Source organism: Treponema bryantii, from assembly GCF_036492245.1.
Taxonomy (GTDB): Bacteria; Spirochaetota; Spirochaetia; order Treponematales; family Treponemataceae; genus Treponema_D; species Treponema_D bryantii_C.
The window spans coordinates 2279862-2303681 of record NZ_AP025286.1 but is presented as its reverse complement, the minus strand read 5'-3'; the positions used below and the strand labels follow the sequence as shown (position 1 = coordinate 2303681).

Annotated in this window: 20 protein-coding genes and 1 tRNA gene; 6 read left to right on the top strand and 15 right to left on the bottom strand. The window is 40.4% G+C overall.

The genetic code is table 11. The features are described from left to right. Positions 1-21 precede the first annotated feature (21 nt). The 3 genes from AABJ44_RS10225 to AABJ44_RS10215 form a co-directional block, all read right to left on the bottom strand. Positions 22-95, bottom strand: a tRNA-Arg gene (locus tag AABJ44_RS10225). A 27-nt stretch (positions 96-122) separates the two neighbouring features. Then, positions 123-563 carry a Fe-S cluster assembly sulfur transfer protein SufU gene (gene sufU, locus AABJ44_RS10220; RefSeq protein WP_338368920.1) on the bottom strand — a complete coding sequence of 147 codons (441 nt, stop codon included), beginning with the start codon at positions 561-563 and terminating at the stop codon, positions 123-125. Between the two features lie 19 nt (positions 564-582). Next, positions 583-987, bottom strand: coding sequence for a GNAT family N-acetyltransferase (locus tag AABJ44_RS10215; RefSeq protein WP_143064132.1), 405 nt, complete (start codon positions 985-987; stop codon positions 583-585). A 129-nt stretch (positions 988-1116) separates the two neighbouring features. Here AABJ44_RS10215 and AABJ44_RS10210 point away from each other — a divergent pair, with 129 nt between their 5' ends. Further along, entirely contained in the window at positions 1117-3942 is a 2826-nt protein-coding gene (locus tag AABJ44_RS10210; RefSeq protein ID WP_338368919.1) for an InlB B-repeat-containing protein, read from the top strand. Here AABJ44_RS10210 and AABJ44_RS10205 read toward each other — a convergent pair. Both AABJ44_RS10205 and AABJ44_RS10200 read right to left on the bottom strand, forming a co-directional pair. Next, positions 3939-5183, bottom strand: coding sequence for an aminotransferase class V-fold PLP-dependent enzyme (locus AABJ44_RS10205; RefSeq protein WP_338368917.1), 1245 nt, complete (start codon positions 5181-5183; stop codon positions 3939-3941). The two genes, AABJ44_RS10210 and AABJ44_RS10205, sit on opposite strands and share 4 nt — an antisense overlap. A gap of 18 nt (positions 5184-5201) precedes the next feature. Continuing rightward, entirely contained in the window at positions 5202-6287 is a 1086-nt protein-coding gene (locus tag AABJ44_RS10200) for a SufB/SufD family protein (protein ID WP_338368915.1), read from the bottom strand. Positions 6288-6375: 88 nt separating this feature from the next. On the opposite strand from AABJ44_RS10200, the gene AABJ44_RS10195 reads away from it, so the two are divergent. Continuing rightward, on the top strand, positions 6376-8889 hold the full coding sequence (locus tag AABJ44_RS10195) for a putative bifunctional diguanylate cyclase/phosphodiesterase (protein WP_338368914.1): 2514 nt from the start codon (positions 6376-6378) through the stop codon (positions 8887-8889). A 67-nt stretch (positions 8890-8956) separates the two neighbouring features. Here the strand turns inward: AABJ44_RS10195 and sufB are convergent, their stop codons facing one another. Then, positions 8957-10369 (bottom strand): Fe-S cluster assembly protein SufB, encoded by a 1413-nt coding sequence (sufB, locus tag AABJ44_RS10190; RefSeq protein WP_338368912.1) that lies wholly within the window; start codon positions 10367-10369, stop codon positions 8957-8959. A gap of 86 nt (positions 10370-10455) precedes the next feature. Next, positions 10456-11193 carry a Fe-S cluster assembly ATPase SufC gene (sufC, locus tag AABJ44_RS10185; RefSeq protein WP_074640869.1) on the bottom strand — a complete coding sequence of 246 codons (738 nt, stop codon included), beginning with the start codon at positions 11191-11193 and terminating at the stop codon, positions 10456-10458. A gap of 118 nt (positions 11194-11311) precedes the next feature. Between sufC and AABJ44_RS10180 the strand changes: the two genes are divergently transcribed. Genes AABJ44_RS10180 through AABJ44_RS10170 form a run of 3 tightly spaced genes read left to right on the top strand, consistent with a single transcriptional unit; the run spans position 11312 to position 13004 of the window. Beyond that, positions 11312-11731 (top strand): acyl-CoA thioesterase, encoded by a 420-nt coding sequence (locus AABJ44_RS10180; protein WP_074640870.1) that lies wholly within the window; start codon positions 11312-11314, stop codon positions 11729-11731. A gap of 2 nt (positions 11732-11733) precedes the next feature. Then, positions 11734-12345 carry a hypothetical protein gene (locus AABJ44_RS10175; protein ID WP_338368909.1) on the top strand — a complete coding sequence of 204 codons (612 nt, stop codon included), beginning with the start codon at positions 11734-11736 and terminating at the stop codon, positions 12343-12345. A gap of 23 nt (positions 12346-12368) precedes the next feature. Further along, positions 12369-13004 (top strand): thiamine diphosphokinase, encoded by a 636-nt coding sequence (locus AABJ44_RS10170; RefSeq protein WP_338368907.1) that lies wholly within the window; start codon positions 12369-12371, stop codon positions 13002-13004. On the opposite strand, the gene AABJ44_RS10165 is transcribed toward AABJ44_RS10170, so the two are convergent. From AABJ44_RS10165 to AABJ44_RS10145, 5 genes are all read right to left on the bottom strand, one after another. After that, positions 13001-13822, bottom strand: coding sequence for a sugar phosphate isomerase/epimerase family protein (locus tag AABJ44_RS10165; protein ID WP_338368905.1), 822 nt, complete (start codon positions 13820-13822; stop codon positions 13001-13003). The two genes, AABJ44_RS10170 and AABJ44_RS10165, sit on opposite strands and share 4 nt — an antisense overlap. A gap of 23 nt (positions 13823-13845) precedes the next feature. Continuing rightward, positions 13846-14730 (bottom strand): alpha-hydroxy acid oxidase, encoded by an 885-nt coding sequence (locus AABJ44_RS10160; protein ID WP_338368904.1) that lies wholly within the window; start codon positions 14728-14730, stop codon positions 13846-13848. A gap of 48 nt (positions 14731-14778) precedes the next feature. Continuing rightward, positions 14779-16305: a GH39 family glycosyl hydrolase gene (locus AABJ44_RS10155; protein WP_338368903.1), complete on the bottom strand. Its 1527-nt coding sequence runs from the start codon at positions 16303-16305 to the stop codon at positions 14779-14781. A 10-nt stretch (positions 16306-16315) separates the two neighbouring features. Continuing rightward, positions 16316-17362: a Gfo/Idh/MocA family protein gene (locus tag AABJ44_RS10150; protein ID WP_338368902.1), complete on the bottom strand. Its 1047-nt coding sequence runs from the start codon at positions 17360-17362 to the stop codon at positions 16316-16318. Positions 17363-17516: 154 nt separating this feature from the next. Beyond that, entirely contained in the window at positions 17517-18536 is a 1020-nt protein-coding gene (locus AABJ44_RS10145; protein ID WP_074639908.1) for a glycoside hydrolase family 130 protein, read from the bottom strand. Positions 18537-18715: 179 nt separating this feature from the next. On the opposite strand from AABJ44_RS10145, the gene AABJ44_RS10140 reads away from it, so the two are divergent. Then, complete coding sequence (locus AABJ44_RS10140; protein WP_338368900.1) at positions 18716-19807, top strand: SGNH/GDSL hydrolase family protein; 1092 nt, start codon at positions 18716-18718, stop codon at positions 19805-19807. On the opposite strand, the gene AABJ44_RS10135 is transcribed toward AABJ44_RS10140, so the two are convergent. The 3 genes from AABJ44_RS10135 to AABJ44_RS10125 are packed head-to-tail and all read right to left on the bottom strand — an operon-like array spanning position 19788 to position 23575. Then, positions 19788-20819: a LacI family DNA-binding transcriptional regulator gene (locus tag AABJ44_RS10135; RefSeq protein ID WP_338368898.1), complete on the bottom strand. Its 1032-nt coding sequence runs from the start codon at positions 20817-20819 to the stop codon at positions 19788-19790. The genes AABJ44_RS10140 and AABJ44_RS10135 overlap by 20 nt on opposite strands. 38 nt (positions 20820-20857) lie before the next feature. Next, positions 20858-21664 (bottom strand): histidine phosphatase family protein, encoded by an 807-nt coding sequence (locus AABJ44_RS10130; RefSeq protein ID WP_338368896.1) that lies wholly within the window; start codon positions 21662-21664, stop codon positions 20858-20860. A gap of 60 nt (positions 21665-21724) precedes the next feature. Continuing rightward, positions 21725-23575, bottom strand: a complete 1851-nt coding sequence (locus tag AABJ44_RS10125) for a glycoside hydrolase family 35 protein (protein WP_338368894.1) — start codon at positions 23573-23575, stop codon at positions 21725-21727. Between the last annotated feature and the right edge of the window lie 245 nt (positions 23576-23820).

The following is a 23820-nucleotide window of genomic DNA, read 5'->3' as shown; positions in this document are numbered from 1 at the left end:
GCCGTATAAGGCAGTTTTAAGTGACGCTTGGCAGAATCGAACTGTCGACCTACTGCTTAGAAGGCAGTTGCTCTATCCAGCTGAGCTAAAGCGCCGAAGTGATATTAACTATATCAGAAATCTTATTTTGTTTCAAGGGGTGAACTGAGCATCTCTTTCATGGTTCGCCAGCCGAGCATTGCACATTTTACGCGTGCAGGCATGTGTGAAATATCCTGAAGGGCAGCGGCTTCATCAAGGCGTTCAAGATCTTCTTCTGAAACTTCGCTTTTAATCATTCTGTCAAAAATATCAGCAAGGGCAAGGGCTTCATCCTTTGTTTTTCCAATTACTAGATCTGCCATCATATCTACAGAGGCCTGGCTGATTGCACAACCGCTTCCTGTAAAGCTTGCGTCTGTTATTACGTTATTCTCATCAAGTTTCATCTGAAGGGTAATCTGGTCACCGCAGCTTGGGTTTACACCTTCAAGACAGAAGGTAGGAGAATCCATATCTGTTTTATGAGTAGGATTTATATTATGTTCATTTAAGATTTCGCGGTAAAGTTCTTTAGTATCCATTATGATTTCCTTAATTTTTTTAGTTTTCCAGGCAGAAAGTCTGATTATCGATTTTTTTCATGCCGATATTTTTCCAGAAGATTTCTGCGTTTGCATTCTTTGCATCAAGATACACTGTTTTTGCACCAGTTTCAATCATAAGCCTTTCCATGGCATATGTACCGATTCCTAACTGTCTGTAATCTTTATTGACTTCAAACAATTCAATTGAAAGACAGTCTTCAATCATGCGGTAAATGCAAACAGCTTTTAAAAGTCCATCCGAAGGCTTATAGTCAAAAATCATGAACTTACATTCTTTTAAGAGAAATGAAAATTCTCCGTCTGTAGTATAGGACTTTAACAGAGGAAAACTTTCCCAGCCTTCAAGAGCCATGTATGATTCAAAAATATGACTATCAAGAATTCGATAGCTTAAATTCATATTATTATTTTAACATAGAATTTAAGATATATAAATTTTTATTTAATAAAGAGTATACACTAATTGAAGGGTTGTATAAAGTAACATTATTAGGTATAAGGAAATTATAAAAAGACAAGGAGAATAAATATGAAAAGTCTATTTAGAATCACAAAGTTATTTTCATTATTTGTTTTGGCTGGATTTTTAATTTCCTGTGGAGCAGGATCAAAAGATCTAGAAATTCCTGAAGTTACAATTACCTTTTATGCAAACAATGGTACTGATGATTATGAAACTCAGAAGCTTGAATCCGGAATATCATCAAAATTAAGAAAAAACACTTTTGAGTATGAAGGTTATAACTTTATCGGCTGGTCTTTGGCGGCTGATTCTGCACAGGTAAAGTATGCGGATGAAACTTCAGTTGCAATAAAAGAAAATCTTTCTTTATATGCCGTATGGCAGTCTGAAGATGAAACTGCAACAATTACCTTTTGGGCAAATAGAAATGAAGATGATACTGAATCTTTAATTCAGTATGTAGAAAAAAATACCCCTGTTAATCTAAGAGCAAATTCTTTTACAAATGCAGGCTACTCTTTTGCAGGATGGATTTCTGATATAGATCATACAAGTGCAGATTATATAGATAAAGCTTCTGTATCTATTAGTAATGATATAAATCTTTATGCTTTATGGCTGGACACTTCAAAAACAGGAACTGTAATTCTGCATTCAAATACTGAAGATGATGAAACAATAACTCTTTATTTCTCTTATGACGATATTAATATTCATATGTTAGATGCTGATATATTTGTAAGGGATGGGTATAGAATTGAGGGATGGTCGGAAGAACCTGATGCAAAACCAGGTTTACTTTCTGACAACTATATTCAGCCAGGATTAACCTGGATAACAAATAAGAGAACAATTCATTATTATTGTATCTGGCAGAAAGAAGCTGCTTATACTCTTACTTTTAAAGCAAATTACGAAGGTTCCGAAGACGAACCTGTAGTAAAAGAATTTGAAAGAACTGATTTTTCATCAACTTATGCACGTTTTAAAATTTTTGAGCCATATCTCTTTTCAAGGGAGGGATATGTTCTAGTAGGCTGGTCAGATACCTCTAATACATCTTCTTATATGGCTAGCATTACTTATCATGGTGCACAGTCTTCTTCCTTCAGACATGATACAACTCTTTATGCTGTATGGCTCGAAGAAGGTTCTGAAGACCTTATCTACTATACATTTTATATTAATGATGAGAATGCAGGTACAGAGGCAGAAGAAAAAATTGTAGTTCCTTATAAGAAGTGGGGCTATGACATAGGGCTCGCACCAGAAGTATTTACAAGAGAAAGAATGGTCTTTGATGGCTGGAAGGAAGTTAGAGATAAATCTGATAGTTATAAATCTACTTATCCTGCATTGTATCAGACAAGAACTTATTCAGATTCAACAGATATGTTTTACTATGCAATCTGGCATGTAAAAAATCCAATCATAACATTTAAGGCTAATTTTGAAGGTTCAGAATATGATGATATTCTTATAACTACAAATTATAGAGAATCTGAGAAATTCCCTGAATGTGAATGGCAAAGAGAAGGCTTTGGTTTTGCGGGCTGGGCAAAAGATCCTGATACTACCAGAACTAATGATATTCATAGTGCTGGTAGTTATTTTACTCCGGAAGATGATACAACCTATTATGCAATATGGAAGAAAAATCCTGTAATTACATTCCATGCAAATTATGAAGGAGCAGAAGAGGAGATAAAAACTCAGGTTGTTCCATACAATACTCCTACTCCTATTGGAGCAATTTCATTTACTCGCGATGGTTATTTCTTTATGGGATTTACTGATTCTCCTACCAGTACCTATCGTCCAAAAAAAGAGGGGGATGAAGTAACTTACACAGAAGATATTGATTTATATGCAGTTTGGGCAAAGAAAAGAACTGTAATTTATCATAGTAATTATAAGAGTGGTGAACAGAAGACATTTGAAGAATTTCATCCAGAGGGAGAAGAATTTTATACATTAGCAGAGTGTCCTTTTGCAGTTCCTGAAGGCTATTATTTTGAAGGCTGGGCAAATGTAACAGAAGCAGATCATAATGATTTATATTCACATAGAGTTTCTAGATATACATTTAGAGAATCTGATCCAGAGCCATTAAATGTATATGCCACCTGGAGTCCTTATCAGACTGTGAATTTGATTTCAAATTATAGCGGAACTGGTTCTAAAGATAAGGTTATTACCTATAAAATAGAAATTGGTGAAAAGATTAAATTTACCCAGGATATTGTAGATGAATTTACTGCTCCTGAAGGAAAAGGCTTCTGGTGTTTTGGCCAGAATGGAGTTGCAAATGTAAAGCATACAATAGCCAGCAATGTTTATTACGAACTGGATGAAGAATTTTCATATAATTCTACTTCAGGATCGGGTATTTTTAATTTATATGCACAATGGCGTGCTCCTGTTACAATTACTTTGGTTGCAAATTATGAAAATGCATCAGTAGCTCAGATTGAAAAGACTGTACCATTTGGTACTCATCCAGAAGAAATTGATTATCCTTTTGAAGAAACTAAAAAAGGATATTATTTCTTAGGTTGGGGCTATAATGAAAATTCTACCTCTATTCTGACTGGAAAAGTTGAGAAAACCATGAATGATAGAAATTCACTTTATGCTGTATGGAACCCATACTTAAAAATTACATATCATTCAAATTATGGTGATACAGATGAAACTCAAGTAGTACTTATTAAACAACGCGAAAAGTATTCTCTTCCAGAAAATATGTTTGAAGTTCCAGATGGAAAGACTTTTGCAGGTTGGGGTAGTACACCAGATACTACAAAACCAAACAAAGTTGGCTATACACCAAATTCTTACTACAATGAAAAAGATGTAGACTGGTATGCTATCTGGGAAGATTTGAATTAATTATCTTTAAAGCCAGACCACTCGCGGAGCTTTGCAACTTTTTCGAGGAAGCAGTCTACTTCTTCTTCTGTATTATAGAAGTAAAGGCTTGCGCGGGCGGTTGCTGTCTGGTTTAAATACTGTCCAAGAGGTTGTGCACAGTGATGGCCTGCACGGATTGCAATATGTTCTTCAGAAAGAAGGGATGCAATGTCGTGTGGGTGAACACCGTCGAGTGTGAAGGTAATGATACCGCATCTCTTTGAAGCATCTTTTGGACCAATTATATTGATGTGTGGAATCTGTGTGATTCCTGCCATCATTCTTTCTGCAAGCTCACGGTCGTGAGCTTCAATATTTTCAAGACCAATAGACTGAATATAACGGATTGCTGCTGCCATTCCGACTGCATCTCCGGCGCTTACAGTTCCGGCTTCAAATTTATGAGGAACTTCTGCCCAGGTTGCTTTTTCGCGGGTAACGTATTCAATCATTTCGCCACCACGAAGGAATGGATCCATTTCTTCGAGAAGTGCACGTTTACCATAAAGTGCTCCAATTCCCATAGGTCCACAGAGTTTGTGTCCGCTCATGGCAAAGAAATCTGCATTGAAATCCTGAACATCTACCTTCATGTGTGGGGCAGACTGTGCACCGTCTACAATAAAAATAGCGCCAACAGCATGCGCAGCTTCTCCAATCTTTTTTACAGGATTAGTTACACCAAGTACATTACTTACGTGTACAACTGAAACAATCTTTGTATTTGAATTGATTTTAGCAGCGATTTCTTCGTCACTGATAATTCCGGTTTCTTTGTCGCATTCCATGAATACAAGCTTTGCACCGGTTTTCTGGCAAACCATCTGCCATGGAACGATATTTGAGTGATGCTCCATGATAGAAACGCAGATTTCGTCTCCTTCGTGAAGGCGATTAAGTCCCCAGCTGTAGGCAACAAGATTTAAGCTTTCTGAAGCATTACGGGTAAATACAATTTCAGCGGCTTCCTTTGCATTGATGAACTTTGCAACTGTGTCGCGGGCATTTTCATATGCCATTGTGGCACGTTCACTAAGTGAATAAAGGCCGCGAAGCGGGTTAGCGTTCTCTGTAGCGTAAAAGTGTGTCATTGCATTGAGAACTATAAATGGGCGCTGCGCAGTTGCTGCTGTATCAAAATATATAAGATCCTTATTTTCTACGGAAGATTTTTCATCAATTGCCTTGAAAAAAGGGAAGTCTTTTCTGTATTTATTCATTTTTTATTACCTGTTAATTTAATCTTCTCCGAGTTCACGGTTGAGCCACTGGTTGATTTCTTCACGAACTGAGTCTTCAGGAATGTTTGCAGCGGTTGCTGTGATTTTTGCACGTGTAAGAAGTGCTTCTGCAGTATTCTGATCAATACCACGGCTGTTCATGTAGAAAAGCATTTCTGGAGAAAGTTTTCCAATTGTTGAACCGTGTTCTGCAGAGATGTCGTCTTCGCCGCAGAGAATAATTGGAGCGGCTTTTACAACAGCTTGCGGAGAGAGAAGGAGAGTTGTCTCCATTTCGTTTCCTGTTGAGCCTGAACAGCCTCGTCTCATATCAATTGTTCCGCGGTAAGTCTTTGTTGCGCTGTCTTTTACAGTACCGTCTGTCTTCATGTTACAGTCGGTTTTCTTTCCTGTATGAACAACTGTCTGATTCATATCGATATACTGACTTTCACGGCAAAGATATGCTGTATCAGAAATAAATTTAGACTGATATCCTGCAAGTGTTGCGTGGAAACTTGCATCTGTGTGAGATCCGCCGAGAACTATCTGAATAAGGCTGGTCTTTGCTCGTTCTCCGCAGACAACCTGTGTATCATCAATCTGATTTACAGATTTGTCGAAAAGCTGAACTTTAGTAATCTGTACGTTTGCGTCGTCTTCGGCGTAGATTTTTGTTACAACACCGGAAAGTGCTGCTGCACCTTCGTATACGATGATAACTTTTGCATCAGCACCGGCTTTTGCATGAATAATATTATATGTAGCCGAGTTTGATTCAGCTTTAATTCGTATGATGAGAGGTTTTGTTTCTTCTTTTGATTTTTCAAAAGTGTAGATTTTACCGGTTGCAGCAGAAGTAATGAGTTGTGTAGCTTCTGCACCAATTGAAGATTCCGGTTCCGGAAGTTCAGTTTTTACAGTTTTTCCAGTGCTTACAGAAACATTTGAAGGAATCTGGATATCAGTTCCGTTGTTTTCTGTAAAAGAAAAATCATAAGAAACAGAGTCTTTATTTATTTTAAGCCATGTCCATGTTAAATATGGAATAGGGTTTATATCTATAACTGCATTTTCAGCAGATTTTATATTTGTGTTATTCATACGGCAATAATCTACCATATTTATAGGTATTTTTCTAGTATATCTAAAATGTTTTGTATTTTCTATTATATGATTTATAATTATAGATATGGATGTGACTTTAGTAGATTATCTTACAGGCTTACCTAACATGAATTATTTCATGAGTCTTGCTTCTGCAAAAAAAGACATCATGACAGGTGCTCAGCAAAATGCAGCCATTCTCTTTTTCGACCTTTATGGTATGAGAAAATTCAACAGCGAATATGGCTTTGACAACGGAAATATTCTTTTAAAGAGTTTTGCAAAGCTTCTTACAGATCTTTTTGGAAATACCAGCTGTTGTCGTATTGGTGGAGATGATTTTGCTGCCATAACAGAAGAACAGGGAATTGAAGATACTATACATGAGCTTATAGAAAACTGTAAAGCCCTGGTAAAAGTTGACGGGCAGGTTGTAGAAGTTACTATTCATATTGGAGTTTATCTTTTTAAATCAGAAGATGTTTCTGTAAACATGGCCTGCGACAGGGCAAAACTTGCCTGTGCTCCAATCCGTCATTCAAATGAATCTGGTTTTAATTATTATGATATTACGATTTCTGAAGCAAATGAAAAACGTCAGTATATTATAGACAATCTTGATAAGGCTATTAGCGAACACTGGATTAAAGTTTACTATCAGCCTATTGTTCGTGGTGTAAATCTCCGTGTCTGTGATGAAGAAGCTCTTGCCCGCTGGATTGATCCTGTAAAAGGATTTTTATCTCCTGCGGATTTTATTCCAATTCTTGAAGAAGCAAAACTCATTTATAAAGTAGACCTTTATATTCTTGAGCAGGTTCTTGAGAAGATTAAGTATATGGCAAACCATGGATACTTTATGGTTTCTCAATCTATCAACCTGTCACGTTCTGATTTTGATGTCTGTGATATTGTTGAAGAAATCTGTAAACGTATAGATGGTTCTGGAATTCCACGCAATAAAATCAACATTGAAATTACCGAAAGTATTCTTGGTAAAGATTTTGAATTCATGAAGCTACAGATTGACCGCTTTAAGAAACTTGGTTTTTCTGTTTGGATGGATGATTTTGGAAGCGGTTATTCTTCTCTTGATGTTTTACAGCAGATTCAATTTGATTTATTAAAATTCGATATGAGTTTTATGCGTCAGCTGGATAAGGGAAAGAACGGTAAAATTATTTTACGTGAACTTATGCGTATGGCATCTTCTCTTGGAGTTGATACAATTTGTGAAGGTGTGGAGACTGAAGAGCAGGTAAGCTTTCTTAAAGAAATAGGCTGTTCAAAACTTCAGGGCTTTTTCTTCCAGAAGCCGATTCCAATGGAACAGATTATAGAAAAATATGAAAAAGGAATTCAGATTGGTTTTGAAAATCCGGAAGAATCGCATTATTGCGAAACTATAGGTAGGGTAAATCTTCATGATCTTTCTGTAATTTCTCAAAATGAAGATGCCTTTAATAATTTTTTCAGTACTTTACCTATGATAGTTATTGAGGTGGGAGAAGAGACTGTCCGCTTTACAAGGTACAATCAGTCATATCATGAATTTTTTGAAAGATATTATGGAATAAATCTGCATGGCGAAGAAGTTCCGATTAGTGTTGTAATGCAGGGAGAAGGGGCTGGCATTATGGTGATTTTGAAGCAGGCTGCAAAAGAAGGAAAAAGACTTTTCGTAGATGGAACTCTTCCTGATGGTTCTGTAGCCCACTATTTTATAAGTAAGCTTGCTGATAATCCTGTAACTAAAAAAATTGCAGTTGTAGTTGCTGTGCTTTCTATTAAGGATTCTGTTCAGGGGGAAGTTTATGCGAATATTGCACGTGCACTTGCAACGGACTACTTTAATCTTTTTTATATAAATCTGGAGACAGAAGATTTTATTGAATATAGATCTAATATTGGGAAAGATGAACTGGCTACAGAACGTCATGGAGATGATTTCTTTAGACGAGCGAGGGAAGATGCATTAACTCATCTTTATGAAGAAGATAGAGAAACTTTTGTAAAAGTATTTACGAAAGAAAATGTATTGAAGCAGATTGATGAAACCGGCACTTTTGTTCATATCTATCGTCTGGTGAAATTTGGACTTCCTTATTATGTAAATATGAAAGCTGTGCGAATGACCAGAGATAAAAAATATCTGATTATTGGTGTTAGTCATATTGATGCTCAGGTAAAACAGAAACAAATCGTTGATAAGGCCCGCCAGGATCAGATTATTTATTCAAGACTTATGGCGCTTTCTGAAGATTATCTTTGTATTTATGTAATAAATCCTGATGATAACAGCTATAGTGAATTTCAGGCAAATAGTGAATTTGGTTCTCTGGGTATTTCAAAAGAAGGAAAAGATTTTTTTGAAGAAACTCAAAAGAATGCAGATTTCGCAGTAGCAGAAGAAGACCGCGAAGTGTTTAAGAAACGTCACACAAAAGAGTCAATTCTGAAGAATATAGAAACTGATGGTGTATTTTCAAGTCGCCATCACATGCTGATAAATGATAAGCATGTAATGGTTTCTGTAAGATGTGTTCTTGTAAAAGAAAACGGTGAAAACCGTCTGATTATGGGAATAAGAAAGGTGTAATTTATATTCAGGTAGGTAAACTCGAAAAAATTGCTGAGCACTGCTCACAAATTTTTTAACGAGTTTGCTACATTGAACCTTTCATTTCAAGTCTAATCAAATTATTCATCTCAACCGCATACTCGAGCGGCAGTTCCTTGCTTACAGGATTTGCAAATCCACTTACAATCATACTGCGTGCTTCGTCTTCGCTGATACCACGAGACATCAGGTAGAAAATTGCGTCGTTAGAGATGCGGCCGATTTTAGCTTCGTGGCCTACATCGCATTCATCGGTTTTGATTACCATTGCAGGAATTGTATCACTGCGGCTTTCGTCGTCGAGCATAAGGCTTTCGCAGCTTACGCTTGTCTTACTGCCTTTTGCATTCTTGTCGATATATACAGCCGAGCGGTAAATACTTGCTCCGCCGCCTTTTGAAATAGACTTAGTTGAAATAAGACTTGAAGTATCTGGCGCAAGGTGTACCATCTTGGCACCTGTGTCGAGATTCTGTCCGGCACCAGCAAAGGTGATACCTGTGAACTCTGATTTTGCACCGCGTCCTACAAGGTCGCTTTCCGGATAGAGGTAAGAAATGTGAGAACCGAACGAGCCTGAAACCCATTCAATGCTTGCGCCTTCTTCTACTCGGGCACGCTTTGTGTTGAGGTTGTACATATTCTTAGACCAGTTTTCGATGGTAGAATATCTGAGGTGTGCGCCTTTTTTTACGAAAAGTTCAACAGCACCGGCGTGCAGGTTAGCTTCGTTATATTTTGGAGCAGAACAACCTTCAATAAAGTGGAGGTCTGCACCTTCGTCTACGATGATAAGTGTGTGCTCAAACTGTCCAGCCCCTCGTGCGTTCAAACGGAAGTAAGACTGAAGAGGGAAGGAAAGATGAACACCTTTTGGAACATAAACAAATGAACCACCAGACCAGACTGCACCGTGCAAAGCTGCAAACTTGTGGTCTTTTGGAGTGATGAGGGTCATAAAGTATTCTTTTACCATCGGGCCCCATTCTTCAGATTTAAGGGCATCTTCAAAGCCGAGGTAAATAACTCCCTGCTTTGCAACTTCGTCCTGTACGTTATGATAAACAAGTTCTGAGTCGTACTGTGCACCTACACCGGCAAGAGACTTGCGTTCTGCTTCAGGAATACCGAGTTTTTCGAAAGTGTCTTTAATGTCCTGAGGAACGTCTTCCCATTTACCGCTCATCTGAGTTTTTGGACGAACGTAGGTTGCAATATTATCCATGTGAAGCCCTTCAATTGAAGGACCCCATTTTGGAACTCTTAAGTAGTTATAGGTTTCAAGCGACTTGAGACGGAATTCGCGCATCCATTCAGGGTCGCCTTTTTCTTCTGAGATTTTCTTTACGATATCCGGAGTTAAACCAGATTCAAGACGGAAGGTATTTTCTTCTGTCTCTTCATAGCGGAAGTCGTAAAACTCTCTGTTTATGTCGTCTATCTTCTGTTTTTCTTCCATGATTTCCTCGGGGGCGTTGCGGGGGTGTCCCCCGCAGAAAGGGTAGCGACCAACGAAGTGGGCGCGCAGGGGAAGGCTTTCCCCTCTTATCCTATAAACTCCTCGAATCCTTTTTCGTTGATTTCGTGGAACAACTGGCCGTCACCGGTTTTTACAATGTGGCCTTTTACGAGTACGTGTGTGTGGTCTACGTTGAGGCCTTCGAGAATCTTTGTTGTATGGGTGATGATGAGGAGCGAGCCGTTTGTAAGTTTACGGTATTCTTCGATTCCTTTTGCAACTACACGGACTGCATCTACGTCGAGGCCGGAGTCTGTTTCGTCGAGGATGGCGAAGTCTGGCTTGAGCATAAGGAGCTGAAGGATTTCGCTCTTTTTGCGTTCACCGCCGGAAAAACCAACGTTGAGGTCGCGCTTAGCATATTCAGGTTTCATGTCCAGAAGTTCCATGCAGCGCTGAAGTTCTTTCTGGAAATGGAAGAGCTTTACGCGTTCTCCGGTTCTCTGCTGGATTGCTGAGCGGATAAATGTTTCAAGGCTGATACCCGGAACCTCAAGAGGGCTCTGGAAAGACATAAACATTCCGGCTTTAGCGCGTTTGTCTGCTGAGAGCTCTGTGATGTCTTCGCCTTTGAAAAAGATTTTTCCGCCGGTAATCTGGTAAACCGGGTTACCCATAAGGGCATTACCGAGGGAAGATTTTCCAGCACCGTTTGGTCCCATCAGAACGTGTGTTTCGCCCTGGCCAATCTGTATATTAAGGTCATTGAGAATCTGTTTTCCGTCTTCAAGACCTGCGTTTAAGTTTTGTACGTCTAATAACATGATTATAATATAGTAAAAAAAAGACTTATAAACAACAGTTTTTGAAAGATTTTTGCCTAGTAATTTAGTGGATAAAAATGACATTGACATTTTCTTTATTTTTGTCGAAAATGTATCTATGGAAAAGTACAAGCATAAAATAAATTATTACGAAACAGACAAGATGGGAATTACCCATCATTCAAATTATATCCGCTTTATGGAAGAGGCCCGCGTTGATTTTCTGGATCAGCTGGGCTGGAGTTTCATTAAGCTTGAAGAAGAGGGAATGGCATCGCCTGTAATGTCGGTTGAGGGCGTGTTCAAGAAGTCTACAACTTTCCCGCAGACTATTGAGGTAGAGGTTGGAATTGAAAAGCTTTCTGCTGCCAAACTAACTTTTTCTTATGAGTTTACCTGCGAGGGAGAAGTTGTTTTCCTTGGAAAGAGTACTCACTGCTTCCTTGATACCCGTGGGGTTCCGGTTCTGATTGAAAAGAGATATCCGGAATTTTATGCGGATTTGAAACGGATTTATTTGGCTGGGCAGAAGGCTTAGATATGGGACGTGAGATAGAGATTAAGATTCCACTTTCGGATGAACAGTATGATAAAATTTTCTCTGTGATTTCTGGGGCTGAGACACTTGAGGGTGTTGAAGTGCTCGGACAGCCGGAACATATTCTTAAAGCTGATTCGTATTTTTCGCGTTATGAAACCCGCGCTGAAAGTAAGGCTGCCGGCGAGCCACAGGTAATTCGTATTCGAAGTGAACAGATTTCAGAAACCTCATCTCTAAAATCCTATTTTTGTATAAAACGCAAATCAATCGAAAACGGAATTGAGTTTAACCGCGAGGATGAAACTTTTGTTGAAAAACCTGAAGTTGTTCGTGATCTTCTTTTGTTTTCCGGTTATCATCAGTTTTTTGAAAAGAACAAGGATGCCTATGGCGTTTACTGCCACTCGAATGTTCTGCCTGGTTGTAATTTTCATCTTGAACTTGAAAAAGTAAACGGTCTTAAATATATCGAAGTTGAAGTAACTGATGGAACTAATTCGGCTGATATTGTACGAAAGGCGCTTGAAAAATTTATGGAACAGTTTGGATTAGATATTTCAAAGCGTGATTCTCGCCATTGGATGGATATCTTGACTGGCAGTTTGTCATGAGTCGGGGAGTGGTGCTGTCGGGTATGAGACGTTGTGTAGTTATTTCGGCTGGTGAGATAAGGGACTACGCGAGGGCCAGGGATTTACTGCGCGAGGGCGATTTTTTTGTTTTCTGCGATGGGGGGCTGGCGCACGCGGACGGTCTTTGTGTTAAGCCAGATCTTATTGTTGGTGACTTTGATTCGTGTAATTCTGACGTTTTATTAAAATGGCAGGATCGCTGTGAGGTTATCCAGCTTCCACGCGAAAAAGATGATACTGATACTTTATATGCCGTAAAACTAGCGGTTGAACGAGGCTTTGATGATTTTCTTTTGCTTGGTTCGATGGGCGCTCGTTTTGATCATGCGTTTGCAAATGTTTCTATTCTTTTGTATCTGGATGGTCTTGGAAAAAATGCTGTATTAGCTGATGATTATTCTACCATGCAGGTTGCAGGTAAAAATCCTCTTTATATCGATGATGGCTGCTCTTATTTTTCTGTGCTTACAATTGCCGGAAATGTGAGTGGAGTTTCAATAAAAAATGCCAAGTATCCGCTTGAAAATGCCAGATTGAATTCAGATTTTCAGCTTGGGGTTAGTAATGAAGTGCTGCCCGGCCACACTGCTGAGGTTAGTGTTGAGCACGGGCGGGTTCTTGTTGTGGTTGTTGCCTAACAGCCAAGTCTTTCTCTTACATATTTTACGCTTTCAAGATATTCTTCGTCGGTGGTGAGGTGTTCGATAATCATCGGCATCTGAGGATCTTCTGCGCTTGCAAGACAGGCGTACAGCTCGAGATCCAGTGTTCCTTTTCCACAGGCACATTCTTCGAGCTGGAAGGTGTATTCCTGTTTTAAATTTATATCCTTTAAGTGACAACTGCAGATTCGGCCCTTTAGTTTTGTGAAGCATTCTTCGAGGAAGCGGTCGTTGAAAAAGTATCGGTCTGGGCTGGTAATCATGTTTACTACGTCGAGGTGGGCTCCAAAGGCTGGACGGTCTACTTCTTCCATAAGACGGAGGTATTCGTCGGGCGAACTTGGAATCATCCACGGCATGGATTCAATGCTGAACTTTGTTCTGGTAGGGGTTGCACGGTCTATTATTTCCTGAATCATACGGACTGCCATGGTCCATAATTCTTCGCTGAAGTTTTCGCGGTAGCCGCCGTCCCAGCGGGGACCGTACGGTGTTCCCACAACATTTACGCAGCAGCGTGCTCCGATGCGGTCTGCCATTTTAAGCTGTTCTACAGCATAGTCTATCCAGTGCTGGCGCTCTGAGAGGTCAGCGGCAAGTGTGTTGCGCCAGATTCCAACTTCGGCGATTGTGAGGCCTGCAGCGTCGGCGGCATTTTTATAGGCCATAATTTTTTCTTCGCCGGCTGTACAGTCTACTGGAAAGTTTACGGTTTTAAGACCAAGGGATTTATGTTTTGCAGCCCAGTCTTCGGGAGTGGTGTGGGCGAGTGATGAGGATATGCCTAAGTACATGGTAGTCTCCTTATAATGGTGGTTTAGAATTTTCTCTGATGGATAACTGTCGGGTCGAAGCTGTTCAGGTCTCGGACGCCGGTTCTTGCCATTGTGGTAGCGAGTTCGCCTGTCATTTCCTTAATGCGTGCGGCTGTTGCATCGGCACCTTTCTTCAAAAGAGGCATGAGATGGCGGCCAACGCTTACGGCTGTGGCTCCGAGGGCGAGGCATTTGTAAACGTCCATTCCGCTTTCGATTCCACAGTCAATGAATACCGGGATTTCTCCGCGGGTTACCTGAAGAATCTCGCACAGCATCATGAGCGGTGGAACTGCGTACTGCATTATTCCGTGATGGTGAGAAAGCTGGATTCCCTTGCAGCCGGCTTTAAGGCATTTTTCTGCGTCTTTTGTGCTGAGTACGCCCTTTACGATAAATGGAATGCCAGCGGCCTGAACAAAGTCGCGGAGTTCTTCTGTAGACTTCGGTTTCATATCAAGGCCGAGGACATTGTCGTAGCCACCGCTTCCGTTGAAGGCGTGATCAATATCCATACCAACTGCAAAACAGCCGGCCTTTTTTGCATGTTCGATTTTGCGGAAAACTTCCTTATTATCTGCATGCGGTTTTATGATTTTTATTGTGGCTGCACCGGTTGCGGTTATTTCTTCAAGCTCTTTATCTTCTCCCATGCCAACCCAGTGAACGGCGTTTGCCTTTGCTGCGGCCTGTGCATATTTTACCATTCCATTTTCTGCAGTGTTGCCGAGATGAGAAAGAGCAGCTGTCATTATCGGTGTGTCAAAGGTGCGGTCGTATAGCTCAAGTTTTGTTGAAGGTAAGTCAGAATCGATATAGCGGGCTTCGAGCAGAAGTGAGTCAAAGAAGTCTCGTGTGATTTTGTCTGAGTTGGATGTGTATTCCATAGGTTCTCCTTAATTAAAAGGCACGAGGGGGAGACTTCCCCCTCCTTACTAATTTAATCTTCCGTAAGTGTAGCCGCGGTCGCTCTTTATTGGGGCAGACTTTATTTCAAAATAACAGACTGCGTTTTCCTTGAGGTTTAGGCTTACTTTGTTTTTGCAGCGCTCTGTTTTTACAAACGGCTGTGCACTTGTACGCAGAAGTTCCAGTTCATCCTGACTTGGATTAGCAGGTTCTCCCATATCGTGCCAGACTTTAAGCGGGTTGCAGACTTCTTCATCTACCAGTTCTGTAATGAGAACATTTTCTTTTGTTTCCATAGGAAGTGTAAGATTAAGAGTGATTTCCTTACCGCTGAGCTTGTCATCAATATTCCATGCAATTCCTCTGAAACTTCCGTCTTTGCATTTTGTAACGATACATTCAGGAGTTTTCAGAACACATTTTTCATAGCCCTTTGTAAGCTTTTTATAGAATGCAAAAGTCCAGAATGTTGGTTTTGGAATAAGTCCGTTTGCAACAAGTCCAAAGCCTCCGTGGAATGGGGTGTATGGAACTCCTCCTTCTTCAAAAATATCGCCGAAGGTCCAGTATGAATATGATTTATGATTGTCGCCAAAGGTAGAAAGCATGAGTGCAATGTATGCTGCATTCAGATTCATGTCGTGAAGCGGTGCATTTGGAATATATGATGTATTAAACTCTGTTACATTTATATCCATTCCTTTAAATTCCTTAAAGGAATCTACAATTCCGCGGGTTGAATCAAGCTGTTCAAAACACTTTGTTTTAGGGTGAAGTTTCGGGTAACCGTAGTGACCGTCATAGTTAGGGAACTCGGTGGTGTAGTGGTGACGGCTTACAAAGTCGAGAGGGCACTTATTCTTGCGGACAAACTCGAGGAAAGCTTTTATCCATTCCTTGTCTGTTCCGCCGCAAACTGCAGGACCACCAACTTTAAAACGTTTATCAACTTCTTTTACTGCGCGTGAAGAAACATCATAAAGCTTAAAATATTCTTCCATGTTTGCGTCTTTCCAGAAGCCCGGAAGATTTGGTTCATTCCATACTTCAACCGGCCATGTAACAACTTCTTCTGTTCCATAACGGTCCATAAGATGCTGAAGGGTAGCCTTTATAAGATTTGCCCAGCGGTCATAATTATTTGGAGGTGTTGTATTTCCCTTCCAGTAGAAGATTGTGTTATCTCCGCTTGCCAGCTGTTTTGGCATAAAGCCCAGTTCAATAAACGGTTTGATGTGGAGTTCCTTATAGGAATCCATTACCATATCAAGGTAGGTCCAGTTATATTCTACCTGAACTTTTTTCTCGTCGCGGCCTTCCCAGGCGTGTGGTCCAAATTCCGGAACGCCCGGCTGGAATTCACGGTAAATTGCCATGTCGTTGTGGAAAAGTCCGTGACCGCGGATATGTTCAAAGCCGATTTTTTCCTGCACAAACTTAAGCTGTTCATAATACTGTTTCTGGAGCGCAAGACCCATACGGCCGGTGCCGATACAGTAAAAAGCATTGTTGTTAAAGGTGATGTTTTCGTCACCGGTGATTTTGTAATTCACTTTTTTTCTCCTAATCTTCAAAAGGATATTTAAAATTCCAGTCTTTTCTGAGAGTGTCCATCATATCAATCAAATCTTCTGATTTCTTGAAGGTGTGGACATCAGATTCAGTGCGGCCGCTGAGAATAAATTCCGTTGCATGAGCGCATTCGTACTCGTATCCATTTACGGCAAATGGCTCCCTGATTTCGCGGACAACTTCATTATCGCTTCCCCAGATATTTTTGTAAACATGAACATCTGCCTTCTGAGTACAGAAAAAGTTTTCTACGGTAATGAAGCCCTTTGTTCCATAGATAACTGCATCATGTGTACCTGTTGTTGAAGGAACATCCATTGCATCCTGGAAACTTGTTACGATGCCGTTTTCAAAGGTGAGATTTACACTGTTCCATGCATCTACACCCTTAAGCATGCGGACTGCAGAACTTTCTGCTGTAATTGGAGAGAAGTCTGCCAGCATCATAGCAAAGTAGATGTTGTAGATTCCAAGGTCGAGCAGGGCACCGCCGGCCTGTCTCGGGTCATAATTTCTATCATCCGGGTCATAAGGATTTCTGTTACAGAAACGCGAATCTATATTTATGATGTTACCGATTGTTCCGGCTGCAATTTCTTTTTTGATTTCTCTGATACATGGATTGAATGCTGTCCACATTGCTTCCATAAAAAAGAGATTTTTTTCGCGGGCGAGTGAAGTCATTTTATCAAGCTGATTACGGGAACAGCCGGCCGGTTTTTCGCAAAGTACATGCTTACCGCCATTCAGACAGCCAAGTACAGAGTCCAGGTGAAAGGCATGAGGATTTGCAATATAAACTGCATCAACCTCCGGATCCTTGTAAAGCTCTTCGTAACTTCCATATGCTTTTTCGAAATGCCATTTATCTGCAAACTCTTTTGCGCGTTCAAGATTACGGCTTGCAACGGCATAGAGATGGATTTTATCTCCGCTGATGCCTGGTAATTTTCCGTCTTTGATTCCATTCATTGCAGTTGCCATACTGTTGGCAATGCGACCTGGGGCAAGAATTGCCCAATTAACGTAGTTTTTCATGTTTATTATTATAACATGACTTATTGTTTTAGGATGAATAATTCTCTATCAAAATTGTATGTAGCGGGGGTGTTACGGGGGCGGCAGCCCCCGTTAGAAGGGGTAGCCCGCAACGAAGTGCGGGCGAGGGGAATGCTTTCCCCTCCTTTATGCTTTAGAAACGACCTTCGTCTTTGTCGAGACCGTTAAGTTCGTTGTGTTCTTTTACGTATTTAACGGCTTCGTCTACTGTTGTGAAGCAGAGGCCTACAACTGTGTCGGCACAACCGTAGTAGATTGCGATGCGGCCTGTTGCCTGGTCTGTGAGGGCTGCTACCGGGAAACATACGTTGTCTACAAAGCCAGTTGTTTCGTATGGAAGTTCTGGTGTGAGCATGTAATTCTTACAGCGGTATTTTACGATTGATGGCTTGTCATGATCGAGAATTGCTGCTGAGAAAGAATAAACGTAACCGTTACAAGTCTGGCAGACTCCGTGGAAGAACAAAAGCCATCCTTCATCAGTTTCAATAGGAGCTGGACCTGCACCAATCTTAAGGCCTTCCCACCATGCTCCGCCGCCTTTCTGCATTACGAGTCTGTGCTCGCCCCAATACTTCATGTCCGGAGAGTAAGAAAGGAGGATATCGCCGAATGGTGTGTGTCCTGAATCTGAAGGACGTGAAAGCATTGCAAATTTGCCGTCGATTTTCTTAGGGAACAAAACAGCGTTGCGGTTGAATGGAAGGAATGGATTTTCGAGTCGTGTAAAATCCTTAAAGTCTTTTGTGCTTGCAACACCAATTGATGCACCGTCAAAATCACCACACCACATGATGTAATAAGTATCATCAACTTTTACACAGCGTGGATCATAAGCGTAGTATGGATCATGTGGAGTTCCATCTGGATCGTGCATGTGAATTTTTTCACGCTGGAATTCCCAGTGGATACCGTCTTCTGAATCGCCGAGGTAGAGGAATGGATTTCCTGTCGGATCTTCTGAGCGGAAAACGCCCTTAAATTTTCCTTCCCATGGAATTACTGCTGAATTGAAAATACGTGCCATGCCTGGGAATGGATTTCTTCCGATAACCGGGTTTGCGTCATAACGCCAGATTGGAAGCCAGCTGTCTTTTGGTTTATCCTGCCATGGAATGTTTGGCAGATTTCCGCCACTGATGATTTTTGCCATATGAAACTCCTGTGTAAGGCCGTCTTTGCGGTCTGTTTTATGATTTTAATTTAACGCTGGAAACTTAAATTGTCAAGAAAATTAAGTAATATTAGGTAAAATATATTAGGTTAAAAATATAGTTAAATTAAGTAAAAAAATAGTTTTGAAATTATAAAAGACTGTGTTATAATCGCGGTATGAAAAACTATTTAATGAATGAAATTAAAAATATGCGTGTTCAGGGACGTAATGTTCCCGGCGGTGTTTGTGCTGATGGTTCGGTTCAGCTTTTCTGGGCTGGTTCTGCGCTTGAGCTTTGTGTAAAGGCTCGTGAAGTTTGGGCTGAGATTTCCAGTGATTATGACTTTCATGAAATCTGGCTTGCTGTTGAAGTAAACGGTTATCAGATTGCGCGTTTTGCGGCTCCAAAGGAACCTTCTCTTATTTGTCTTGCTCATAATCTGGATCCTGAAAAAGAAAATACTATTTCTATCTTAAAAGATACTCAGCCTATGCCTGGGGATAATAAACACTCTTTAAAAATCAGCTCTGTTTCTCTTGATGATAATGGTGTTTTTGTTGCTCCAAAGCCTCACAGCTGTAAAATTGAATTTATTGGTGACAGTATTACTTCTGGTGAAGGGCTTGCAGGGAAGCCTGATGAAATGGACTGGATTACTCAGTGGTTCTGCGGAAGTAAAACTTATGCGGTGCAGACGGCTAAAATGCTTGATGCAGACTGGATGAGTATAAGTGAGAGTGGCTGGGGTATCTGCTGGGGCTGGGATGGAGATGTTAATTCCCGTATTCCACTTTACTACAAACAGGTTTGTGGTGTTCTTGGCGGTGATGCTCAGAAGGCTAGTGGAACTTGTAATGTTCTGGATTTTGAAGGCGGTTCTGATTATGTTGTGTTGAATCTTGGTAGTAATGATAATTTAGGTTTTAAGGTTCATGATGATGGTAAGGGAATAGAAGGGGTTGCAGGAATTGCACTTGTGTCTGAAGTAAAACGCTTCCTTGGGGAAATCAGACAGAATAATCCTCGTGCTAAAATCATCTGGACCTGGGGTATGCTTTCGCTTGATATTGTTCCGGCTTTAATTTCTAAGGGTGTTGAAGAATATAAGTCTGAAAGTGGAGACAAGGCTGTTTATACTCTTGAGCTGGAAAGTATAGATGCTCTGGAAAAGTGCGATGAAGATAAAGGTTCACGCGGACATCCGGGGCCGATTACTCATAAAAAGGCTGCTCAGCGGATTGTTGATTTTATCCGCGGATTGAATTAACGGAATTTCTTATAACAAGGCTGCCGCTTACGAGATGGCGGCCTTTTATATATGGTTGTCCTGTAATTTTGCTGATTATCAGTTCGGCTGCAATTTTTGTTGAATCTTCCGGCTTTATATAAACTGTGGTAAGTTCTACGGGTGTTTTCTTTTGCGGCAGATAGTTATCGAAGCCTGTTACGGAAATATCCTGCGGAACTTTATAGCCTTTTTCTTCAAGGAGAAGAATGAGATTAGCGGCTGTTTCATCGCAGTTGCAGATAAAGGCTGTAGGCATGCTTTTAGCAGGTGGAAGATTTATTTTTATAAGAGTGCCATTTTCATCGCGGTCGTTTATGATGTCTTCTGCAGAGCAGGGTAAGTGATTTTCCAGCATTGATTTTTGGAAGCCCATGAAACGATCGGAAATTGAAGTTGTTGCTCCAAAGTTTCCTACGAATCTGATTTTTTTATGGCCCTGAGAAATTACGTAATCTGTCATCATATAAGAGCAGAAGTAATTGTCGTTTGAAATGCTGTCAAATGGAAGCTTTGTTGAATAAAAATCAAAAAGTATAAAGTTCTGATATTCATTATTCAGAGCTTCGAGAAAACTGTCGCTGGTCTGGCCTAAAATTATAAGTCCATCAACTTTATTATCCTGAATCATTCGTGGCAGTTTATTGGCTTGTTCATCTTCGTTTGTGAGCAGCTCCATTATACTGTAGTATCCGCGGCTCAAAAGTTCTGTTGAAAGTGTATTGAAAATATGCCAGTAATAGGAAACATTTGGCGAGAAGAAACGGGAAGGAATAAGGATTCCGATGTTGCCGGTACCTGCTGCTGATGTTCTGCTTGCTGTTGCAGCGGTTTTCTTTATCTGATATCCCATTCTTTCTGCGATATCTTTGATCTGCTGTCTGAGTTCATCGCCAACGCCTTCTTTATCGGCGAGAGCTTTGGAAACGGTAACGGTACTTGTGTTAAGCTTTTCTGCAATGTCTGATAAACGAACTTTCTTCTTTTGTGCCATAACTTAAATTATAAAATAATTTAAGTAAAAAAGAAAGGCTATTCTCTGAAAACTTCTGCGAAATAACCGCTGGAACTTATTGGTTCACCACCATTTGTAAGATGATTTGTATCACCAAGTCTTTCAACGCGGAACCAGGCCTGACCTGCAAGTCTTTCTTCGCTGTTCAAGATTGTGATTGAAGTAGGGGCAACATAAAAGCCCTGCCACAATTGCATTGGAGAAAGTCCGGTAAGGTGTGCAATTATTGTAAACATTACTCCAAGATGACAGAAGAAAACGAGTGTTGGCTCTTCAGGGTAATCATCTTTTACAGAGGTTAAGTGGTATCGTTCTATCGGTTCGTGCCAGTTATGGTTTGGAACTGGTTTTGCTACATCATAAAAGTTTTTATTGTTTCGGGTGTAGCCGTATTCAGCTAAAATGCCGTCTATTCCATCGCAGACTTCTTTGTAGTATTTTTCGATATTTCCGCTTTTCATGAATTTTGAATCATACCAGTGGTCTTTATCGAAAAAGTCTTTATCAGAAGTAAAAAACTCCGGAAGCAGATCCCAGCACATAACATCTTTTCCTACCCATTTTTTATTCGGATAGTTTTCTGTCATGCGTGTTTTATATTTGAATTCCTGAAGCCATGAACAGGTCTTTGCTTTTCGTTTAAGGGCTTTAAGGCTTGGTGCGGCTGTTGCTTTTGCGCGTCCTAATGGAGACTGGTAAAAAGCTGTAATGTTTTTCCAGGAGCATACGCGTTTTGTAAGCAGTGCAACTTCGCGTTTTCCTTTTTCTGTAAGGTCATCATGTATGTAATCAGGATCGCCGTGGCGGATAAATATAAGTCTCATATCTTCAATAATTGTGCAAATATAGTTTGCCGTGTCAAGCACGGCAATAATAGCAGTGTTTTATTTTATCCATTTCATTTTATCGCAAAGTGTAATTGAGTTGTTTCGTTTTCCTTCTGTTTCAAAAATGATGATTTCATTTTTACCGTTTTTGAGGAGTGGGCCTGGAATATAAAGGTTTTTCTGCGGTCCGATTTCCCAGAAGCGGCCGATATTAAAGCCGTTTACGAATACGCAGCCTTTTCCCCAGCCTGCAAAATCAAGATAGGTGTCTGAATAAACGCTGTCGGTGAGGGAGAGGTCAAAGTTGAAGCGGAAGAAAGCGGGATTTTCCGGATGCTGAGCTGCGGCACTGTCTGAACTTGTTGTCCACTTTCCTTTATTCTTAAGCTCTGTCATCTGCGCTTCGTCTAAAGGCAGGGTAAAGATATCCCAGTTATAGTGGCAGTGTGTGTTAATCAGAACTTCTTCATAAATGCCTTTTTTCTGTTCTTCGAGTTTATGACCGAAATTTACGCGGCCCATGTTTTCTACAAGGAAGTCCAGCTGTGCGCCTGGTTCGCTGGTTATTTTCCAGTTTTTGCCTTCTTTAAAAGTCAGCGGCCAGTGGCCTTTCTGTTCGCTGCAAATCTCTTTGTCAAAAGCTGTAAATACCTTCTTTCCGTTTGCAAAGGCGTGAACACGGTCTGCGCACTTTTTGAAAATCAGTTCCTTTGCGGCAACATCATCTTTCATTTTTGTGCGGTATAAAATATAGCCGGTGGATTGGCCTGCTTCTTCCATGGAAAGAGGGCAGATTGAGTGAAGCGGGCTGGAGATATGGTCGAGGTTTTCAAATAAATCTGCTTTTTCTGTCCAGCTGATTTTACCGAAGGCGCGGCTTTCAATTTTTGTTGAGAAGTTAATATCTGGTACGGCTGCATCTCCTTTTCGGTTCTTTATGATGTTACGGAAGGCAAAATATTTTTTTGTCAGCTTTCCGTCTTCGCTTAGTGGTGCATCATAATCATAAGAAGTAGTATCTGGTGTGAGTTTACCGTAATAATTTGAGCCGTTCATAAAGCCGAAATTTGTGCCGCCATGGAACATGTAAATGTTTATGTTATGGCCGTTTTTTACAACGTAATCATAATCGAGCTTGTTAATTGGCAATTTTGAGGCTTTTTTCTTTTTGTTTCCCCATGCATCAAACCAGCCTGCCCAGAATTCCATATTCATAAGCGGTAGATTTTCCGGCATCATTTTTTTCATATTCTTGAACTGCCACTCACAGCCAGATCCAAAGTTTCCGGTTGGCAAGGCGCCCTCGAGCTGGCCTGCGGTAAAAATATTTTTGAACCACGGACCATCAGAAGTAACAAAAGGCACTGTAATTCCAAGTTTTCTCATAAGGTCTGCAAGATACTGAAGATAAGCAGTATCATCACCATAATAACCGTATTCATTTTCAACCTGAATAAGAATGATTTTCCCGCCATTATCAATCTGATATGGAACAAGCTTTGGAATCAGCTGATTATAGTAATCTGTAATATGCTTAAGGTAAGGTTCATACGAACAGCGGAGTTTCATCCCTGGTTCAGCTAAAAGCCATGAAGGAAGGCCGCCCCATTCCCATTCTGCACAGATATAAGGGGAAGGGCGAATAATAAGATAAAGGCCGAGTTCCTGAGCAATCTCAATGAACTTACAGAAATCATGAATGCCATTCCATTCAAAAACACCTTTCTTTGGCTCATGAAAATTCCATGGGATATAAGTTTCAACTGTATTACAGCCCATATTCTTGAGTTTTTCCAGACGGTCCCGCCAGTATTCTGGTACTACGCGGAAATAATGAATTGCACCTGAAAGAATCTGGAGTGGCTCTCCATTTACATAAAATCTGTCTTTTATTTCTACCTTACTCATGATAGTAATACTATCATAACGGCGCGAAAAAACAAATAAAAAAAGAAATATTTTTATAATTTCTGTAACTTCCTTTGGGGCGGAGTGGTTATATTAGTGAACACCAAAGCAATACTAATTGATGCAAATACCTCCAGAATTAAAGACTGCCGTTTTCCTCCTTTCCCGGCAGTCTTTTTTTTAGCGCCAATCTTTAACATATATCTTCTATATATTATTTGTTTGTATAAAGTCTGAAAATTTGC

Coding starts and splice junctions, on each gene's coding strand:
- AABJ44_RS10125 (WP_338368894.1), bottom strand. CDS start 23,575: ATGAGTAAGGTAGAAATAAAAGACAGATTTTATGTAAATGGAGAGCCA.
- sufB (WP_338368912.1), bottom strand. CDS start 10,369: ATGGAAGAAAAACAGAAGATAGACGACATAAACAGAGAGTTTTACGAC.
- AABJ44_RS10175 (WP_338368909.1), top strand. CDS start 11,734: ATGGGACGTGAGATAGAGATTAAGATTCCACTTTCGGATGAACAGTAT.
- AABJ44_RS10145 (WP_074639908.1), bottom strand. CDS start 18,536: ATGGCAAAAATCATCAGTGGCGGAAATCTGCCAAACATTCCATGGCAG.
- AABJ44_RS10130 (WP_338368896.1), bottom strand. CDS start 21,664: ATGAGACTTATATTTATCCGCCACGGCGATCCTGATTACATACATGAT.
- AABJ44_RS10210 (WP_338368919.1), top strand. CDS start 1,117: ATGAAAAGTCTATTTAGAATCACAAAGTTATTTTCATTATTTGTTTTG.
- AABJ44_RS10180 (WP_074640870.1), top strand. CDS start 11,312: ATGGAAAAGTACAAGCATAAAATAAATTATTACGAAACAGACAAGATG.
- sufC (WP_074640869.1), bottom strand. CDS start 11,193: ATGTTATTAGACGTACAAAACTTAAACGCAGGTCTTGAAGACGGAAAA.
- AABJ44_RS10200 (WP_338368915.1), bottom strand. CDS start 6,287: ATGAATAACACAAATATAAAATCTGCTGAAAATGCAGTTATAGATATA.
- AABJ44_RS10140 (WP_338368900.1), top strand. CDS start 18,716: ATGAAAAACTATTTAATGAATGAAATTAAAAATATGCGTGTTCAGGGA.
- AABJ44_RS10205 (WP_338368917.1), bottom strand. CDS start 5,183: ATGAATAAATACAGAAAAGACTTCCCTTTTTTCAAGGCAATTGATGAA.
- AABJ44_RS10160 (WP_338368904.1), bottom strand. CDS start 14,730: ATGGAATACACATCCAACTCAGACAAAATCACACGAGACTTCTTTGAC.
- AABJ44_RS10195 (WP_338368914.1), top strand. CDS start 6,376: ATGGATGTGACTTTAGTAGATTATCTTACAGGCTTACCTAACATGAAT.
- AABJ44_RS10215 (WP_143064132.1), bottom strand. CDS start 987: ATGAATTTAAGCTATCGAATTCTTGATAGTCATATTTTTGAATCATAC.
- AABJ44_RS10170 (WP_338368907.1), top strand. CDS start 12,369: ATGAGACGTTGTGTAGTTATTTCGGCTGGTGAGATAAGGGACTACGCG.
- AABJ44_RS10150 (WP_338368902.1), bottom strand. CDS start 17,362: ATGAAAAACTACGTTAATTGGGCAATTCTTGCCCCAGGTCGCATTGCC.
- AABJ44_RS10135 (WP_338368898.1), bottom strand. CDS start 20,819: ATGGCACAAAAGAAGAAAGTTCGTTTATCAGACATTGCAGAAAAGCTT.
- AABJ44_RS10165 (WP_338368905.1), bottom strand. CDS start 13,822: ATGTACTTAGGCATATCCTCATCACTCGCCCACACCACTCCCGAAGAC.
- sufU (WP_338368920.1), bottom strand. CDS start 563: ATGGATACTAAAGAACTTTACCGCGAAATCTTAAATGAACATAATATA.